The organism is Microcystis sp. T1-4 (genome assembly GCF_000297435.1).
Lineage (GTDB): Bacteria > Cyanobacteriota > Cyanobacteriia > Cyanobacteriales > Microcystaceae > Microcystis.
In genome coordinates, this window is record NZ_CAIP01000414.1 from 1 (window position 1) to 18,859 (window position 18,859).

Sequence of the window (18,859 nt, forward strand, 5' to 3'; positions counted from 1 at the left end):
CAAAGCTTGGATTGAGTGATAAAACCGAAAGTAACGCCCAATTTTAGGAGAAAGTTTCCCCCTGAAAAATCCCAAATTAGTAGATTTACAAAAATGATACCAAATCCCTTTTTAATAGTGTGATTAACTCTCAAGTTATGAATTGTTTCTCCCCACACCCCACACCCCACTATCCTATACTTTTTAAACAGGATTTAGTATGAGATACACCCCTACCCCCACCGAAAAACTTTTTGCCGCAAACCCTACTTATAAAGCGGTTAGATAGCGGATTTTTTCCAACAATAGGGAGGGTTGAATTGGTTTGAGCAGATAGTCATCAATGCCATGACGACCGAGGAAATTAACGCTGATTTCGGGGGTATCATTCAAGATTAGCACTTTACTGGCTTGAGTTTGACTGGATTTTTTTAAAAGATGACAGAGATGATATATATCGGGCATTTTTCGATCAACAATTATAATACTTGGCTGCACGATCTCAATTTTTTTGATAGCGGAGACACTATCGATTAACCAAATAACTTGATAATGTGCCACCATCAATAACTCACAAATAAGATTGGCAATTTCTTCGTCACTTTCAATCAAAACTATCGTGGGATGGTGGTGATTAAAATGGGGATTATGATCCGAGGGTTGGGGTTGGGATTTAGGTGGCTTTTGTTGAGGTAAACGGACGGTAAAGATGGAACCTTTATCTAAGCAAGATTCTACCTCGATCGTGCCGCGATGCAGTTCCACTAATTGTTTAGTTAAAGCCAATCCTAATCCCATACCACCATAACGACGTTTGCGGGAGCCATCCAATTGGGTAAATTTTTCAAACAGAAGCGGTATTTTTTGAGCAGGAATGCCGATGCCCGTGTCCTCTACTTGAAAAATGACCTGGCTGCCTTCTTTCCACAGTCTCAGGGTGACAGCACCCTGTTCGGGGGTAAATTTCAGGGCATTTTTTAACAAGTACAAAAGTATCTGCTGAACTCGATCATAATCGGCGTAAAAATAATGCTCTTTTTCGGTGATTTTCATCTCTAAAATCAGGTTAATTTCTTTAGTTTCTGCCTCCATTTTAATAATGTCTAAAACGTGATTACAGAGGTATTTTAGCGAAAATTGTTTAATATCTAAAACGGCTTTTCCTGCCGAAACTTGCGAGAAATTAAGCAAGTCATTGATTAATTCTAATAGTTTATTGCCGTTATTATGAATAACTTTTAGATAGTTTTTTTGTTTGTCGGGGGGTAAAAAATTATTGGCTGCTGAGCATTTTTGCAGGGTACTGGACAAACCGATAATACAAGTTAGGGGAGTTAATAACTCATGACTCATATTATTTAAAAATTCACTTTTGCAGAGGTTAGCGGCTTCTGCGGCCATTAAAGTATCTTGTAATTCTTGGGTTCTTTCTATTACCCGGCGCTCAAAAATATCTTTTTGTTCCTGTACTTGAGAATATAATTGCGCTTGGTAGATAGCGATAGCGAGATGTTCTCCAATCTGACCTAAAAATTTCTTTTCTTGCGGCAACCATCGGCGTTTTTCTCCACATTGATGGGCAATTAATAAACCCCACAATTCTTCTTGTACCACAATCGGGGCGATTAATTTTGATCGCACTTGGTGTTGTCGCAAAAATTCGGACAAACAGAAGGAAGAAGAATAGTTAACATCCACATCATCCACGGCCAGAATTAATCCTTGACGATACTTTTCCTTGTATTGGGGAATATAGGAAAAACAATCGTCTTCGGGGGTTAAATTTAACACGGAATTTATCTGGTCGGAAATGCGCGACTCGGAAGTTATTTTTCCCTTTCCCTCACCGATACCGGGGAAAAATTGATAAATTAACAATCGGTCCACTTGCAAAAATTCCCGCGCTTCCCTGACCACGGTTTCCAGAATCACCGGTAACTCCAGACTCTGACGCATTTGGGTGATGACTTGGTTTAATAATCTTTCCTGTTCGATTTGTTGGGATAGGGCAGCTTCTACCGGTTGACAAACGGAGAAGATGCGGGGACAACCCACCTCAGCAGCCGGAGAAGAAATTATCGAGAGAATTTTGACTAAAATTTTATTTTGAAAACTGCTGACATTATTGGACAGAGGCAGATTTAAAATTTGATAACCCTGCTCAATTTTCGGGTGGTGGAGAGACTTGGCGGCCAGTCCTTGCAGAAAATTTTTAATCGTGTTCGCTTCAAAACTAATGCGGACTTCGTACTCAAAACCATGCTCTTGGGGACTGGCTAACAATAAAGCTTGTAGGTCAGTGGAAAGCAAGAGTTGATAGATTTCCCCTGTCTGTGGGGGAATATCTCTTTCACTGAGACTAATCCTGGGCCCTGTTACCTGTATTGCCAACTGTCCCCACCAAGAACGAATTTGTTCGAGGTGAGTAGATGATAACACTTGACAGCAAACATAAGCGGGAGAAGCATTCATTTATCAGTTATCAGTTATCAGTTATCAGTTATCAGTCATCAGTTATCAGTTATCAGTCATCAGTTATCAGTTATCAGTTATCAGTTATCAGTTATCAGTTACCAGTTATCAGTTATCAGTTATCAGTTATCAGTTATCAGTTACCAGTTATCAGTTATCAGAAGGCAGGAGGCAGGAGGCAGGAGGCAGGAGGCAGGAGGCAGGAGATAGGGTGGTGGGGTGTTGGGGTTTTAGGGTTTTAGGGTTTTAGGGTTTTAGGGTTTTAGGGTTTTAGTTGAAATTCCCCCACTTCCCCACTTCCCCAAACCCTAGTCATCAGTAAGGGGACTGGGGTTGGGGTTTTAGTGAAGATTTTTCTTAATCCCTATCCCCTAACACCTATTCCCTGTTCTTTAAATTGCCGCAGACAGATATAATCATCTCTATCTACCCAACAATGATCCCTCGATCGAGACCCCGATTCCCGAAACCTAATCATTATTTAACCTGACTCTCAAAACTTATGCACCGAATTGCTCCCCAAGCGGGTGGTTGGACAGCAGATACCGAAGGGGTGATTGTTATTGACCAAAATCCGGCCCCGATTGTTCTCCTCACCATGGCTGATACCGATATTCAAACTCTAGCGGCAGCTATCGACCATCTACCGGATAATTTTCCCGCAATTCGCGCCCTCAATTTATCCCAGTTACAACAGCAATACAGTATTGATAACTATGGGGACAAGGTACTATCCCAAGCAAGGGTGATTATTCTTCGCTTATTGGGGGGACGGGGGAGTTGGTCTTACGGGTTGGAAGTAGTTAAGGAAATTGTCGAGGAAACCGGTGCCACTTTATTTGTCCTCCCGGGAGAGGATAAACCGGATTTAGAGTTGATGAGTCATTCCACTGCTTCCCTGACTACTGTTAACCAGTTATGGTGCTATTTCACGGAAGCAGGGATAGATAACTGGATTAATGCTGCTAAATTTATCGCGCATACCTGTCTCCATCTCGACTATCTTCCCTCTCCTCCTGGGGTTGTCCCTAGGTTGGGAATCTATTCCCAGACAACCCTATCCCAACCCCAAGCACGGACTTGGATACTTTTCTATCGTTCCCATTATCTCGCGGGTAATACCAAAGCTATCGATGCTTTAATCAGTGCTTTCACCCAAAGAAACATTGAAACTGTCCCCATCTTTCTCTCCTCTCTCCGGGAAATCGAAGTGCAAGAGGAACTATTAACCCTCTTTTCCCACCATCCCCCAGACCTAATTCTCGACACCACTAGCTTCTCTATCCAGCGACCGGAAGACAAACAAAATCATCACTTCTGGCAGTCCCTCAATAAACCCATCTTCCAAGTTATCCTCAGCAGCAGCAGTTTAGAAGCTTATCAACAGGGTTATCAAGGTCTTTCCCCCCGGGATGTGGCTATGAATATCGCTTTACCGGAAATGGATGGCAAAATTATCACCCGTGCTATTTCCTTTAAATCTGTCCTCACCCGACATCCGAAACTAGAAACGGAAATAGTTATCTATCAACCCCTCCCCCACCGGGTTGATTTTGTCGCTGATTTAACCGCAAACTATTGTCAACTCTCCTCCCTTCCCAACTCCCAGAAAAAAATTGCTCTCATTTTCCCCAACTATCCCAATAAGGATGGTCGTATCGCTAACGGAGTCGGTTTAGATACTCCCGCTAGTGGTTTGGAAATTCTTCGCGCATTACAAACCCAAGGTTATACCCTCACCGACCTCCCCGACCATAGCGATGAATTAATGCGATTGCTGATTTCCGGTATCACTAATGACCTGGAGACAAGGGAATTAAAACCTATCTATCAATCTCTCTCCCTAGAAGCATATCTAGATTATTTCTCCTCCCTTCCCCCCGATAATCAAAGCGCTCTGCTTGACCGTTGGGGATATCCAGACAAGGATTTTCCTATCCCCGGCATCCAGTTAGGTAATGTCTTTATCGGTATTCAACCTTCTCGCGGTTATGACCTTGACCCGACTCTTAATTATCATTCCCCCGACCTGGAACCTACCCACAGCTATCTCGCTTTTTACCATTGGTTACGACAGGAATTCCAAGTCACTGCTGTGATTAATCTCGGTAAACACGGCAATTTAGAATGGCTACCCGGGAAGAGTCTCGCTCTTTCTCCCCATTGTTATCCCGAAATTGCTTTCTCGTCGCTGCCGAATTTTTATCCTTTTATTGTCAATGACCCCGGAGAAGGGTCCAGCGCTAAAAGACGTTCCCAAGCTGTTATCATCGACCATCTCACTCCCCCAATGACGCGAGCGGAATTGTATGGGGATTGGGAAAAGTTAGAGTCTCTCATCGATGAATATTATCAGGCAGAATCTCTTGATCCTTCTCGTTTAGCTCTGATTCGCGAGCGGATTAACGATCTGGTGGCGAAAACTAATCTCGATCGAGAGCTAGGCACGATCTCGCGTAGCGAGCGCGTTGCGACCAGCGCCTCCTTTAGTCAATTTCTCACCCTCGTGGATGGTTATCTCTGTGAACTCAAGGAAGCACAAATCCGCGACGGTTTACATATCTTCGGTCAATGTCCCCAGGGTCAGCAGTTAATTGATTTAATTCAATCGATTGCCCGTTCTCCCAGTCCCGACCGCCCCGGTTTAACCCGTTCGATCGCCCTTGATCTCCATCTCGACTGCGACCCCCTGACGGAATATAACGATACTACTACTTATCTGGAAAGTCTCGCTCAGGATTTAATTAGCCAGAAAATTGAACCTGTAGGCGAAAATACGGCAAAAGAATTAGTGTGGCTAGAAAATCAGTTAATTCCTGCTTTAAAACAAACTCCCGATGAACTTATCTATCTCTTAAAAGGTCTCGCTGGCGAATACGTCCCCAGTGGTGCTTCCGGCGCTCCTACCCGCGGCCGTCCTGATGTTCTCCCCACTGGCAGAAATTTCTATTCTGTCGATACCCGCGCAATCCCCACAGAAACCGCGTGGGAAGTGGGAAGAAAGGCTGCAGAGGCACTAATTGAACGTTATACCCAAGAAAATGGCGAATATCCCCGCACTTTGGCGATTTCTATCTGGGGAACTTCGACGATGAGAAATAGTGGCGAAGATGTGGCCGAAGCCATGGCTTTACTGGGAATTCGTCCCCTTTGGGATGGTTTTTTCCGTCGGGTGGTCGGGTTTGAAATCCTTACCCCGTCTAGCTTAGGCCGTCCTCGCATTGATGTGACCGTTCGGGTATCAGGCTTTTTTAGGGACAGTTTCCCCAGCATACTACATCTTCTTAATTCTTGCATAAATGCGGTAGCTTGTCAAGAGGAAGAAGAAAAAATTAATCCTTTAGCGGCGAAAGTGAAGACAGAGAGGGAGTTTTGGCTAAGTCAGGGCTTAGGAGAAAAGGAGGCGAAACTGAGAGCTACTGCCAGAATCTTTGGCTGCAAACCGGGTGCTTACGGGGCCGGTTTACAGGGGTTAATCGAGTCACAAAACTGGCAAAATGATCAAGACTTAGCTAATGCTTATATTAACTGGAGTTGTTATGCCTATGATAGCCAAGGAACTGCCCATTCTTTACCGGAAGTATTGAGAAATAGACTGCAAGAATTAGAGATAGTGCTGCACAATCAGGACAATCGGGAACACGATATTTTCGACTCCGATGACTACTATCAGTTTCAAGGCGGCTTAACTGCCAGTGTCCGGGCTTTAACCGGCAAAAATCCCGTCACCTATTTTGGTGATCATTCCCGTCCGGAAAATCCCCGCATCAGAAGCCTAGAGGAAGAAATTCGCCGCGTTTACCGCTCGCGAGTGGTTAATCCCAAATGGATAGCGGGAGTGATGCGACACGGCTATAAAGGCGCTTTCGAGATGGCTGCGACCGTAGATTATATTTTTGCCTACTCTGCCACTACTCACCTAGTGGAGGATTTTATCTATCAGGGAGTAGCCGAAGCTTATTTATTTGACGACAAGGTACAACAATTTATTCAGGAGAAAAACCCCTGGGCATTGCGAGATATGGCCGAAAGATTATTAGAAGCTCAACAACGGGGATTATGGACCCAGGTGGACCAGAAAACTTTAGATCGATTGAGGGCAATTGTCCATGAGGCCGAAGGAGCGATCGAATCGGGTCAGTAATTGATAACTGGTCTAGAATCAATCTATCAAGAAATTGCTCAAATTACTTTAGTAATGAGAAACGGGACTAAATAATGGCCGGAATTGAGGGATTGAGGATTAAAAATTATCGAGCGCTCAAGGATATAACCCTGGGCAAGTTATGGAATACTCAAAATCGAGATTCTCTGACACCGATGACGGCCGTTATCGGCAAAAATGGTGTGGGAAAAAGCACACTTTTTGATGCCTTCGGTTTTTTATCTGATTGTCTTAAAGGAGGAGTAGAAGAAGCTTGTGATGCGCGAGGTCGGGGCGGGTTTGAGCGTCTTCGTTCCCAGGGTCAGGAAGGAAGCATTGAATTTCAGATTTATTACAAAGAAGATTACAATTCCCGACCAATTACCTATGAATTAGCTATTGATCTAGATACGGATAATAGACCTTATGTAAAAAAAGAAAGACTCAGACAGAGAAGAAAAGGTCAAAAGACCGGATGGCCTTTTTCATTTTTACTCCTCGATGAGGGGAAAGGAATCGTCTGGAAAGGAGAAGAAGAAGGAAAACAAGTAGAAGAAGGTCAAGACCATTTTGATTTACTTAAGTTAATAGAAAAAATTCAACAAGAAGCTGATGAGGAAAGCAAGGAAACCGAGTTAGTGGAACTGAATGATAAGCGCAAACTAGGAATTGCTACTTTAGGTTCTCTCAAACAGCATTCGAGAATTTCCCTATTTCGGAGATTTATTGAGGGATGGTATCTCAGCTATTTTACTCCCGATGCGGCCAGAAGTTTGCCCCTAGCCGGACCACAGAAACATTTGAATATCCATGGAGATAATCTCGGTAATGTGGTGCAGTTTATGGAAAGAGAGCATTCCAAGAAATTTCAGAATATACTTAATAGTATTTCTCGTAAGATACCGGGTATAGAAAAAATTAGCACCGAAAAAAGTCCCGATAATCGACTATTATTAAAATTTAATGATCGGGGATTCCAAGACCCATTTTATGTACAGCAAATGTCCGATGGTACTTTAAAAGTATTCGCCTATCTCTTACTGTTAGAAGACCCTTCTCCACCGCCATTTATCTGTATTGAAGAGCCAGAAAACGGCTTATACCATAAACTATTAGAAACCTTGGCTCAAGAATTTAGAAAACACGCCACAGGACAGAGAGGACGTTCTCAAATTTTTATCACCACTCATCAACCTTATTTTGTTGATGCTCTCCAGCCAGAAGAAGTTTGGATTCTGGAAAAGGGTGATGATGGTTTTTCTCGGATTAAACGGGCCAGTGACAATCCCTTAATCAAGAATCTCGTCTCAGAAGGATTGACCCTTGGTAGTCTTTGGTATAGTGATTACTTAGATGAGAGATAAGGTCATGCACTTTGAAATTTTGGTCGAGGATTTGTCGAGAAAAAAAGCACTTGATATTCTAATTTCTAAGATTATTGACATGAATGCAGGTCATACATTTAGGGTTCATTCCTATAAAGGCAGTGGTCATATTCCCAGAGACTTACAGTCTGTTTCCGATCCTAGTAAGCGGATTCTTCTTGAGCGACTACCTAAACTGATTCAAGGATATGATAAAACTTTTTCTAGTTGCGCTGATAATTATGCTGCTGTGCTGATTGTGGTTGGCGATCTGGATAATCGATGTTTTCGAGAATTTCGACAAGAATTAAGCAATTGTCTGGAAAAATCTGCTATCCAATCCCAAATTTACTTCTGTATTGCTATTGAAGAGGGAGAAGCTTGGTATTTAGGTGATATTAATGCCATAAAAATTGCTTATCCCCAGGCCAAAAGTGCTGTCTTGGATTCCTATATTAATGATAGTATCTGTGGTACTTGGGAAAACCTGGCAGATGCTGTATATAAAGGTGGAGCGAAACAATTATCTAAGTTAGGTGGAGCTTCTGTGGGTCAAGAGAAAACAGTCTGGGCAGAAAATATTTCTCCTCAGATGAATGTGGATATTAATCGATCGCCCAGCTTTGGCTATTTTCGAGATAAACTACGTCATCTCAGTCAGGAAGAATCAAGATAAAGAGGGCGAATGCAATTCGCCCCTACAATAAATAATATTATGGCGACAATGGTAGGGGCGCACCGCGTGCGCCCAAAATGTCATTTAGATATTTCTCCAAAAATAACGGAGCAAAAAATCTAGAGACATTGGGGCGTACTGTAAACAAGCCTAGGGATCGGGTTTGTTTCAGCTTAGTCTCTGGGACGACTTAGGGCCAGAGAAAACCTCAACCTCAACCGGTTTTTATCTGCGATCGCCTGTTCGTTCCTTATCAAGGCTTGACATAAAAAGCGCAATAATGTTATAATAAGGAACTGGCTTAAGCCAAAGACAGCAGGGGCGAAACAGCTTAAATACCCTGCCGAGGTCAAAGCGAGAAAACAGCGGCCAAAAAGACTAAAGAGAGAGATATTTTCTGTCTTGGTCGTGCCTGAACTGAATTCTCTCCACTCAACCCCGGCGCTACAAGGGGTTATTTTTGCGCCTCTGGAACCAGTCCCCCGCGTACAGGAGGTGAACAAGGGATGGGGAGAAGCAGAGAAAGCAAGGGAGTAATTCTAGAAGAATTAAAAACCTCCCTTAGCGAAGCTCAATTAACGATGGTCATCGACTATCAAGGTTTAACCGTCGCTGAAATCAGCAATCTACGCCGCAAATTGCGCCCCACAGGAACGATTTGTAAAGTCACCAAAAACACTTTGATGGGATTGGCAATTGCTGAAGATAGTGGCTGGGAACCGATGAAAAGCCTTTTATCGGGAACATCCGCCTTTCTGCTGGTAAAAGAAGATATTGGTGGAGCTTTCAAGGCCTATCAAGAGTTCAAAAAAGAAAGCAAAAAAACCGAATTGCGCGGCGGTGTCCTCAAAGAAGGGACAAAAGGTCAACTGTTGACAGAAGAGCAGCTCAAGGCGATCGCTGACTTACCGTCAAAAGAACAGTTAATCGCTCAGGTCGCCGGGGCAATCAACGCCATTGCCACCAAACTGGCCCGCAGCATCAACGAAGTTCCCGCATCTTTGGCCCGTGCCGTCGATGCCGTGGCCCGTCAAGAAGAAAAAGAAGCGGCTTAAGACCGCGCCAATCGCTCACTTAAAACAATTAGGAGTCTAACCCATGTCTGCTGTAGCTGAAATCTTAGAAAAACTGAAAACCCTGACCCTCTTAGAAGCTGCGGAATTAGTCAAAGGCATCGAAGAAACCTTCGGAGTTAGCGCCGCTGCTCCGGCCGGTGGCATAATTATGGCTGCCCCCGGGGCTGCTCCCGCGGCCGCCGCTGAAGCTGTGGAAGAACAAACCGAATTTAACGTTGTTCTCGAAGAAGTTCCCGCCGACAAGAAAATTGCTATCCTCAAGGTAGTGCGCGAATTGACCGGTTTAGGACTCAAAGAAGCGAAAGACCTAGTAGAAGCCGCTCCCAAAGCGGTTAAAGAAGGCACCAACAAAGATGATGCCGCCGCCATCAAGAAAAAACTGGAAGATGCCGGCGCAAAAGTTAGCGTTAAATAGATCGCCACTGATTCTGGGGATGTAATCTAGATCCCCAGACGAGCCGAAAAGCTCGTTTCCTGATACTATAGGATTGTTATAGCAGTCTTGTAGGATGTCCAACCATGGAAAGCGTCGCTTACATTTTAGTTTTAACTATGGCTTTGTCGGTAATTTTCTTCGCCATCGCCTTCCGGGAACCTCCCCGGATTCAAAAGTAAATTTCTTAACTCCGTTTAGGTTAATAATTTTTTTCCCGAGCCGCCCGCTTGTCAAAAGCAGGTTAGCGGCTCTGGTTTTCGTATTTAAAGGCTTAAATTAAAGGTTCCCCTCACCGAGCGCCTCCTATGCAATGCCCTAATTGTCAGCATACCGATAGTCGCGTTTTAGAGTCTCGTTCCTCGGAAAACGGTCAGAGCATTCGTCGTCGTCGTGAATGCTTACAATGTAAACATCGCTTCACTACCTACGAGCGCATCGAATTCGTGGCGATCACAGTGATTAAAAAAGATGGTAAACGGGAATCTTTTGATCGCTGCAAACTGCTGCGCGGTATCGTCCGGGCCTGTGAAAAAACTGGCATTCCCCCCTCAAGATTAGAGGCGATCGTCAATGATATCGAATCCCGTCTGCAGCAAGACTCAAAACGGGAAGTAACCAGTCAGGAGATCGGTCAATTAGCCCTAGAATACCTCCGGCAAGAATCGGAAGTTGCCTATGTGCGCTTTGCTTCGGTTTACGGCAATTTTCAGGGAATTAGAGACTTTATCGCCGCTTTAGCGCTGCTGCAATCCTCCGAAATCGAACGCGCTCATCCTTCTTGGTCTCCAGTGGAAGAAGCCAGCGTGATCACCTCGTCTTAAATAGTTCCCGATTCAGTTATAATTAGGATCCCTTGTGCTGTTTAAAGCCCAAGCTCTGGTTAGATTCTTAAAAGTCATTCTTGAGGCAGATTGCCAGCAAGAAAGCTGGATGCGGCAGTTCATCCCCTAGGCCCTGCCTAGAAACTAAATGGGGAGGCATCTCCTTTATTTAGAAACTGTACATCACATAGGAGGAAAAACCTACGGAAATTCCGAGGCCCAAACAACGTACATGACCACCCAAAAAACCGCAAACAAAAACATAGGCTTTACCCATGAAGATTTTGCCGCCCTTCTAGACAAATACGATTATCATTTCAGTCCGGGAGATGTTGTCGCCGGGACTGTTTTCAGCATGGAACCCCGGGGAGCGCTCATCGATATCGGTGCTAAAACCGCCGCTTTTATCCCCGTGCAGGAAATGTCGATCAACCGCGTCGATAATCCTGAAGAAGTTTTACAACCCAACGAAACCAGGGAATTTTTCATTCTTACCGACGAGAATGAAGATGGACAGCTAACCCTATCGATCCGTCGCATTGAATATATGCGCGCTTGGGAACGGGTGCGTCAATTGCAAAAAGAAGATGCTACCGTGCGCTCGAATGTTTTCGCCACTAACCGTGGTGGGGCATTAGTCAGGATTGAAGGTCTCCGCGGCTTTATCCCCGGTTCTCACATTAGCACCAGAGAGGCGAAAGAGGATTTAGTCGGTCAGGAATTGCCCTTAAAGTTTTTAGAAGTGGATGAGGATCGCAACCGTCTGGTTTTAAGTCATCGTCGCGCTTTAGTGGAACGGAAGATGAACGGTTTAGCCGTGGGACAGGTGGTAATCGGTTCCGTGCGCGGAATTAAGCCCTACGGTGCTTTCATCGATATCGGTGGAGTCAGTGGTTTACTGCATATTTCCGAAATCTCTCACGATCACATTGACACCCCCCACACGGTTTTCAATGTCAATGATGAGTTAAAAGTGATGATTATCGATCTCGATGCCGAAAGAGGTCGCATTTCCCTCTCGACTAAACAATTAGAACCAGAACCGGGAGATATGCTCAAAAATCGCCCGTTAGTGTTTGAAAAAGCCGAAGAAATGGCGATTAAATACCGAGAAAAACGTCTAGCGGAAGCGGAAGGACGGACTGTTTCGGAAGTAGTGGCAGAAATTGAAGTTCCCCCCGCCTTGGAGGAGGAAGATTTAGTTCTCGCTGCCACCGAGGAATAGGTCAGTTATCAGTTATCAGTCGTCAGTTATCAGTTATCAGATTTGAGTTTTAAGTGTACAGTATTAAATAGAAGTTTCCTACTGTCTTTTCACTGATCACTGATCGCTGAAACGTCTGCCAACCACCCGTTCACTTTCAATCTTCAAAACCGACACGGCTGGCAACTCCTGTAATTCCAGTCATCTCCTCACTACTGTTGGCATCGAGGAAACGATCCAAGTTATCAAAAGTGGTTCCGTAGGTAATAGTGTTATCGTCGTATCCTTTCAGATTGACGGTATGTTGATCGAAAGCTTGGTGGAGATAGGGTAAGCCGGTGAGATAGCTGTAGGTAGTTGCTCCGATAGCTAAATCCCTAGCTATTTCTTTAGTAGCTGACTCTAAACGGAAAGCGGCGTTAACTGTATCGCCAATCGCCGTATAATCTGGATGTTCACCGCTGCCAGTATTGCCCACCATGGCATAACCGGTATTCACTGCCGCACCGATGCGTAATTGGAAGGGTAAGGGATATTCTTGACTTAAAGTGCGGGTCATGTTGCATAGTTGCGTAATTGCTTGGAAAATTTGCAGGATATCCTCTTGATTGACTTCCTGTTGGCCGTGAAACCAGATGGCCATGATCGCATCACCAATATATTTATCTACCCAACTGCCGGAACTGCGGATAATATTCCCGGCATGGCGGAACCAACTTCCAATCAGAGAAGAAAGCACTTTTTCGTCTAATTGCCTCGTTAAAGCCGTAAAATTCCGCATATCCACCACCATCACCGATGTTAAGCGCCGTTCATGAACGGGGGAGGTGAGGGTATCCCATTCTAAATTGCGCGGTTGCTTGCCCCTGTTACTGGGAGTAGGACAATAGAACTGCACTTCGGTTTTGCCAAAGGTGATCCGATCTTGGTCATGGATAGTCACGGGAATAGATACCCTTCGGCCATTGACAAAGGTTCCATTGCGACTACCGAGATCGATCAGATAAAAATCTCCTGTTTCCGTGGACTGCAAAATAGCATGACTACGAGAGATACAGTTATCTTTTATCACGATAGCGTTGTCTTTGCTCCGTCCGATTGTCCAGTAAGCTCTACTCACGAGAGGGAAAAAACGTTGTCCCTTCTCGGTATGGAGTAGTAGATAGGGGTTTTGTCCTAGTATATCCACGGGTACATAAGCGGCAATAATATAGGTGGGGGTAACTACATATTCTACAGCGAACATTCCGCAGATATTTGTACTTTTATCTATTGTTACATTTGCCCAGGATGTTTTTCCGAAAAACCTTGATTATTGAGAACATTTTCAAGAATTGATTTTTTCTGAGAGAAGCAATTACAATTCTTAACCCTAATAAAAATCGCTCATTCCAGCTACAACCGTTACCTGGAATGGGTTGGGGGCAATCTATCAGCAAAATTTATCCAGTGAGTGAATGTTAAGAAGTTTAGCTAAGAAAACCCTTAGGCCAGAGAAGCGGTAATCCAAAATAAACCATCGACTAAAATTGTACTTAATACGGCCCCGCTAAATGCCCACCAATGGCAGACCCGTTTTTGCAAAGGATAGATACCGATCGCCAGGAGCAGGTTGAGCAGCACGATCGCCCAACTGATACCCCAGGGGGTCTGAATTTGGGCCAAGGCGTTATGAAATATCGGCGCTACTAGGTTGGGGTCTAGTTCCACGGTCATTAGTTGTCGCCAGTAGGGAATTAGTCCCGTTAGATAGAAATATACATCGGTGATGGCGGTTCCTAACAAAGAACCCAGATAGAAAAGATTACCGACTTTGCCGCGACCTTTGTATAATCCCCAGAGAGCAAAGGGCAGCCCGATCGCTTCCATGGGAAGATGGATCAAAGGTTGCCAACGCCACCAACCCCAGTACAGAGAACCTGCTAACCAACTCCAACTAAAGCCCAAAAGTAAATCTCCCCAAAGACTGATTTTTGCTTGTTTGAGCAGCCAAATCCCTAACCCCACCCAGAAAACGGTTAAACCTAGACTAATTTCGGGATAGTAGCGCACTAGGGGTGCTTGCAGGAACACGGGGACTGATACCAGAAATGCTGCTGTCCAAAAGACGGATTGACATTTTTCCCAGTTAGGGACTAGGGGTTTCAGGCGATCGGGATTGGCGGGGACTAGGGTAGAGTTGAGCAAAGGATTTCAGAATTGTTACAAAACTTTACTTATATCAAGATACATCATTCTCTCTCTACTATATCCCCCCTAGGGGGATTTTGGTAAATTAAAAAATTGTTTTTGGCAATGCGCTATCCTGTTAGAATCGAAACGACAGCAGCGATCGAGGAGTGAAAAAAATATGGCGGCGGGCGATCAAGAAAATCCCAGAATGCCCCTAGATAAAGTGATTTTTGTCATTGCTTGCGTCTATCTAGGTTGGGTGGTGGCATGGCTAATCAGTCAAAAAAACGCCCCTATCTCTCAAAATGGCACGATTTACCGGGAAGATCAAAAATTTATCGCCTATCTGCAATCATCCCTTGCTATTATTGATCGCCAAGGTCAAACTTCCTCCCCCGATCCTGATCCTGATCCCCAAAATAACCCTTCTCCGGTAGCCACAGTTCCACCACCACCCCCCGCTAATTTACCGGTGAATAATAGTCCTAGGATAATAGAAAGAATTTACGTTCCCGTTCATCCCCAAACCCCTGAAACGGCTGCCAAAATTGCCCCACTTACCCCCGCAAATCCCGACATTTCCGCGCCACCATTGCCAGCTGCCCCGCAAGTGCATCGGCAGACAGCCGCGGTTATTCCTACCAATAATCAGGTGAAAAATACCCTAGTGGGGGTGATGGATTTAGGCGATCAATCTTCAGCTTTATTTGATAATCAGGGGATAACGAAGCGTATTTCTCCCGGGGAATTTATCAACGGTTGGACTTTAGTGGAAGTTGGTAGTCAACAGGTTATTTTGTCTCGCAACGGCCAAACGAAAGTCTTAGAAGTGGGACAATCTTTTTAGGATGAACTAGCCGCTGGGTGGGATTATCGGGTCTTCTGAACTCAAGCTGAAGATAGAGACAATTAGAACAGACTTTAGAACTAGGAAAAAATCTATCAATCTCCATCAATAAAACACCTTATTAACCAACACTTTATTAACGAAGCCAATAAAATATAGCGATAATAATACTCAGAATTACCACGGTCTGACGCAGATAACTAGGAGAGATAATTCTAGCTAGTTTTCCCCCCAATAAACCCCCGATTAAAGAGCCAATTGCTACCACTATCGCCGCCGACCAATACACCTGATTAGAAAAGAGGAAAAACCCAGCCGCCGCCACGTTAACCACCAAAGAAAGCACCTGTTTTAAAGCATTTAATCTCGTGAGATTGTCCTTGAGAAATAAGCCCAAAATTGCCAACTCGATCACACCTAAGCCCGCTCCAAAATAACCACCATAAATTGAAGCGAGAGCGATGGGTAAAACCGCTAAAATTTCTGGTATATGACCATTCTTGTCCCCCTGTCGCCGCTGCAACCAAGAGCGTAAAGTATCTTGAAAAGCCAATAAAGCCGCCGCTAAAAGAATCAGAAAAGGAATCAGGCGATCAAATACTTGATCACTGCTATTTAACAGCAAAATACCACCGATAATGCCGCCAATAACTGCCGATGGTAGTAATAACCGAATCCGTTTTTGTTGCCCGTGCAGGTCTTTTTTTTGGGCGAGGGTTGCCCCCAGATAACCAGGGCATAAAGCGACGGTATTAGTCACATTTGCCATTACCGGTGGGATTCCCACCGCCATCAGCGTCGGAAAAGTAATCAGACTACCGCCACCGGCAAGAGCATTAATTAAGCCGGCAGCCACCGCAGCGATTGCCAAGAAGCCATACTGAATAGGCGTGAGCATTTAGGCGTTAGGGACAGTAATTAGGGCTAAATCAATTTTTTCCTCGTCAACTTGCTTAATTTCGGCTCTAATTCCTGGGCCAAAGTATCTTTCGATTTTCTCCTGTTTTGCCAGCCACTTTTCTAGGGGTAAAAGGGGCGATTCAAATTCTAGGGTGAGACAATAGGCGGAATCAACAGCAGTTTCACGAATTGCCACTAAAGTGGGTCTTTCCTCGTCCGTGGGGCTTAATCCCAGCTTTTCTAGAGCTTCATCCAGATGCACTTCCTGTCCGTAGCGATAGCGGGTGACATCGTTGCGAAGTTTGGTTTGGGTGACGGTAGCCTGTTGTTGGCGCAATTGCAAGATTTCGGGGCTAGTGGGTTGACTAAAGGGGATAGGTTTGATTTCTGAAGCTTTTAGGGCTAAACCTCCCAATAATAACGGTAATCCGTAGAAAAACCCCGCTAAATTGACCGTGGCGTTACCTTGGGCATAACCGATAATCCCGATAACCGTTAAAATACTGCCTAAAATTAAGCCAAAGTATGATAGTCTAATTTTTCTGAGCATGAAATAATTTTTTTCTTGAGTACGCTAATCCTTTAGAGATTATACAACTCAAAAGAATCTTTTTGGCAGAGGGGCAGTGGGGAGATTTTTCAGTTATCAGTAAACAGTCATCAGTCATCAGTGAAAAGAAAGCGGCGAACTTGCCACTTAATAAGTAAGTAATCTGAATTAATTGTTAGATAGTGGCACAGGCTTCTGGTTCTTTGTATTTTAGCTACTTAGTTGATGATAAGTAGGTGGGTGGAATTAAATATAAAATAAACGTAGGTTGGGTTGAAGCATGAAACCCAACGCCCGCATGGGTTACGCTACCGCTAACCCATCCTACAAATAATTGTGCCTACCTACTTAGGTGGTGCGTCAGGAATTTTTGCCGTCTAACGCACCCTAAGTTTTACTATTGCCTATTGCCGATGTACTCGCAATTTCTCAATTAATTGAGATAATTTCTGGTCAGAAGCGGCAGTGATAAAGTCTAATTTAAACTTTTGTCCCTGACTGAGATATTCTGCATAACTAGACAGAAGAAAAGGACGAAACTTCTCATTATCGGCAATATAAACTTCAAAAAAAGCCACCAATAAAGCCCCCGCATAATCCTCGATTAAATTTTGATCGGGTAAAGTGATATTGACCACAGACTCCAGGGTTTTTTGCATTCCTGCATCCAATTCTGTAAAATTTACATGAGCTTGTCCCTCGACCATGGCCAGATATTTATCCGGGGTTTTTAACCAAGTAAAAGGAATGGCCTGTTCAAAAATCGGATTAGCTGCTGGGTCATAACTTCCGGAACCCAAGAGGACAGGAATCGAGATTTTACTTAAACCTTTTTCTCCAAAAATACTGCGGTTAACGGGATTAGCTGCAAAGACAGCCGTGACTCGTTCATCGCGAAAATTATAGACCTGTCTAGGCAATTCCAGGGCGCGACATTCCAGTAAAATAGCGATATTAATCCCGGAGTAAGGACGATTACAATCTTGGGCGAGATTATCAAAATCAATTTGTGCGCCGGCAACAGCTAGAGATGTATAACCTCCAAAGGAATGACCCGCTACTCCCACATTAGTGAGGTCAAGTTTACCTTGAAATTGACTAGCATTTCGTCTGGCTAATTCATCGATGACAAAGCTAATATCTTTGGGTCGATTAATAAACTCATTGCCATCAAAAATATTGCGATAATACCCCCCTAACATTCCTTGTAGGTATTGGGTATCACTGCCGGGGTGTTGCGGTGCCGCTACTAAAAATCCGTAGGAAGCTAGATGTTCAATTGCTTGGGCATAATCTTCCGGTCGTGAGGCTAATCCGTGGGAAAAAATAATTACAGGTGTTTTGCCTTCTCGGAAAGTTTGCGGGATATAAACATCCACATATAAACTGCGATTGCGACTGCTATCGGTTAGGTTCCAAACTTCTTTTTTTACCTGAAAGCTACCGCGCTGACGCAGATCGGGTAAACTGGTATAATTAATCGGTGGTTTAACGACAGCGGCTTCCTCAGCCGTCCAGAGGCGCATATCTTTAATAAATAGTTCCGCCACATAAACCGCATAATCGATGGTTTTAGCTAATCCGAGGATTTCTTCCCCCTGTAACTGAATATTATTGGGGAATTTTTTCAGCACATTTAAAAGGGTTAATCCTCCCGGCTCGAAAGCGGCACTAACAATCGCACCCCGCAGGGCATATTTACCATTAATTCCCCCTTCAATGGTGATGCCTTTACCCAAACGAGAGAGCATATCAGCACCCATCACACTATTAAAAAAACGGGATAGTAAAACAGGATTGATGTCAATCTTTGTTAATAAAGCCTCACGAAATTTGTCTCTTGCTTCGGGAGTTGCTCTGGCCAGAAATCTTTTTAAATTAGCATCGATTTTTCCTTCTTTAGCAAAGGTTTCTAGGGATGCTACCGATACGGAAAAGACGAGGGGAGTATAGACAAATTCAATTTCTTCGGCGGCTTTTAGGGGTAAAGCGGTCATACCCGCAGCGAAAAGACCTAGGAGGAAAGCGCGCAGCCGACGGCTGGGATTATTTCTAGGAAAACGATTTTGTAACTGGGAGATAATCATGGGATGTTGAGTTAGGTTAGATGACAACAATTAAAAGAAAAAAGTGGTAAAGTGAGTGATTTCTATAGCCAACAAACATTTATAAATTGCTAGGTAAATTAGAATAAAAAATCATGAGTAAAACCTCGATA

The 18,859-nt window shown here is 44.1% G+C and carries 15 protein-coding genes and 1 other annotated feature; of the genes, 9 read left to right on the forward strand and 6 right to left on the reverse strand.

Annotated features, from left to right (window positions below; genetic code table 11):
- Window positions 1-249: 249 nt before the first annotated feature.
- Window positions 250-2,451 (reverse strand): hybrid sensor histidine kinase/response regulator, encoded by a 2,202-nt coding sequence (locus MICAI_RS19885; RefSeq protein WP_008206393.1) that lies wholly within the window; start codon window positions 2,449-2,451, stop codon window positions 250-252.
- 502 nt (window positions 2,452-2,953) lie between these two features.
- On the opposite strand from MICAI_RS19885, the gene cobN reads away from it, so the two are divergent.
- The 8 genes from cobN (at window position 2,954) to MICAI_RS19920 (ending at window position 12,193) form a co-directional block, all read left to right on the forward strand.
- A complete protein-coding gene (cobN, locus tag MICAI_RS19890) occupies window positions 2,954-6,595 on the forward strand; it encodes a cobaltochelatase subunit CobN (RefSeq protein ID WP_008206394.1) in 3,642 nt (1,213 codons plus the stop codon).
- Window positions 6,596-6,669: 74 nt separating this feature from the next.
- The gene (locus tag MICAI_RS19895) at window positions 6,670-7,959 is read left to right on the forward strand and encodes an AAA family ATPase (protein ID WP_008206395.1); all 1,290 of its coding nucleotides are present in this window, start codon (window positions 6,670-6,672) and stop codon (window positions 7,957-7,959) included.
- Window positions 7,960-7,963: 4 nt separating this feature from the next.
- Window positions 7,964-8,635 carry a DUF4276 family protein gene (locus MICAI_RS19900; protein ID WP_081504700.1) on the forward strand — a complete coding sequence of 224 codons (672 nt, stop codon included), beginning with the start codon at window positions 7,964-7,966 and terminating at the stop codon, window positions 8,633-8,635.
- Between the two features lie 288 nt (window positions 8,636-8,923).
- Window positions 8,924-9,105 (forward strand) — a sequence feature (ribosomal protein L10 leader region).
- 36 nt (window positions 9,106-9,141) lie between these two features.
- A complete protein-coding gene (gene rplJ / locus MICAI_RS19905; protein ID WP_008206397.1) occupies window positions 9,142-9,690 on the forward strand; it encodes a 50S ribosomal protein L10 in 549 nt (182 codons plus the stop codon).
- 43 nt (window positions 9,691-9,733) lie between these two features.
- Complete coding sequence (gene rplL / locus MICAI_RS19910; protein ID WP_008206399.1) at window positions 9,734-10,126, forward strand: 50S ribosomal protein L7/L12; 393 nt, start codon at window positions 9,734-9,736, stop codon at window positions 10,124-10,126.
- 104 nt (window positions 10,127-10,230) lie between these two features.
- Complete coding sequence (locus tag MICAI_RS24550; RefSeq protein WP_012267019.1) at window positions 10,231-10,326, forward strand: photosystem II reaction center protein T; 96 nt, start codon at window positions 10,231-10,233, stop codon at window positions 10,324-10,326.
- A gap of 126 nt (window positions 10,327-10,452) precedes the next feature.
- Window positions 10,453-10,968 carry a transcriptional regulator NrdR gene (gene nrdR / locus MICAI_RS19915; protein ID WP_008206401.1) on the forward strand — a complete coding sequence of 172 codons (516 nt, stop codon included), beginning with the start codon at window positions 10,453-10,455 and terminating at the stop codon, window positions 10,966-10,968.
- Window positions 10,969-11,200: 232 nt separating this feature from the next.
- Window positions 11,201-12,193, forward strand: coding sequence for a 30S ribosomal protein S1 (locus MICAI_RS19920; RefSeq protein WP_002781113.1), 993 nt, complete (start codon window positions 11,201-11,203; stop codon window positions 12,191-12,193).
- Window positions 12,194-12,329: 136 nt separating this feature from the next.
- On the opposite strand, the gene MICAI_RS19925 is transcribed toward MICAI_RS19920, so the two are convergent.
- On the reverse strand, window positions 12,330-13,418 hold the full coding sequence (locus MICAI_RS19925) for an adenylate/guanylate cyclase domain-containing protein (protein ID WP_008206405.1): 1,089 nt from the start codon (window positions 13,416-13,418) through the stop codon (window positions 12,330-12,332).
- Between the two features lie 239 nt (window positions 13,419-13,657).
- Complete coding sequence (locus MICAI_RS19930) at window positions 13,658-14,359, reverse strand: DUF3120 domain-containing protein (RefSeq protein ID WP_008206407.1); 702 nt, start codon at window positions 14,357-14,359, stop codon at window positions 13,658-13,660.
- Between the two features lie 163 nt (window positions 14,360-14,522).
- Here MICAI_RS19930 and MICAI_RS19935 point away from each other — a divergent pair, with 163 nt between their 5' ends.
- Complete coding sequence (locus tag MICAI_RS19935; RefSeq protein ID WP_008206410.1) at window positions 14,523-15,191, forward strand: hypothetical protein; 669 nt, start codon at window positions 14,523-14,525, stop codon at window positions 15,189-15,191.
- 136 nt (window positions 15,192-15,327) lie between these two features.
- Here MICAI_RS19935 and MICAI_RS19940 read toward each other — a convergent pair whose 3' ends face one another.
- The 3 genes from MICAI_RS19940 to MICAI_RS19950 form a co-directional block, all read right to left on the reverse strand.
- A complete protein-coding gene (locus tag MICAI_RS19940; RefSeq protein ID WP_008206411.1) occupies window positions 15,328-16,089 on the reverse strand; it encodes a sulfite exporter TauE/SafE family protein in 762 nt (253 codons plus the stop codon).
- Entirely contained in the window at window positions 16,090-16,641 is a 552-nt protein-coding gene (locus tag MICAI_RS19945; RefSeq protein WP_008206414.1) for a DUF2854 domain-containing protein, read from the reverse strand.
- A gap of 404 nt (window positions 16,642-17,045) precedes the next feature.
- Window positions 17,046-18,728 (reverse strand): alpha/beta hydrolase, encoded by a 1,683-nt coding sequence (locus MICAI_RS19950; protein ID WP_008206417.1) that lies wholly within the window; start codon window positions 18,726-18,728, stop codon window positions 17,046-17,048.
- Window positions 18,729-18,859 lie beyond the last annotated feature (131 nt).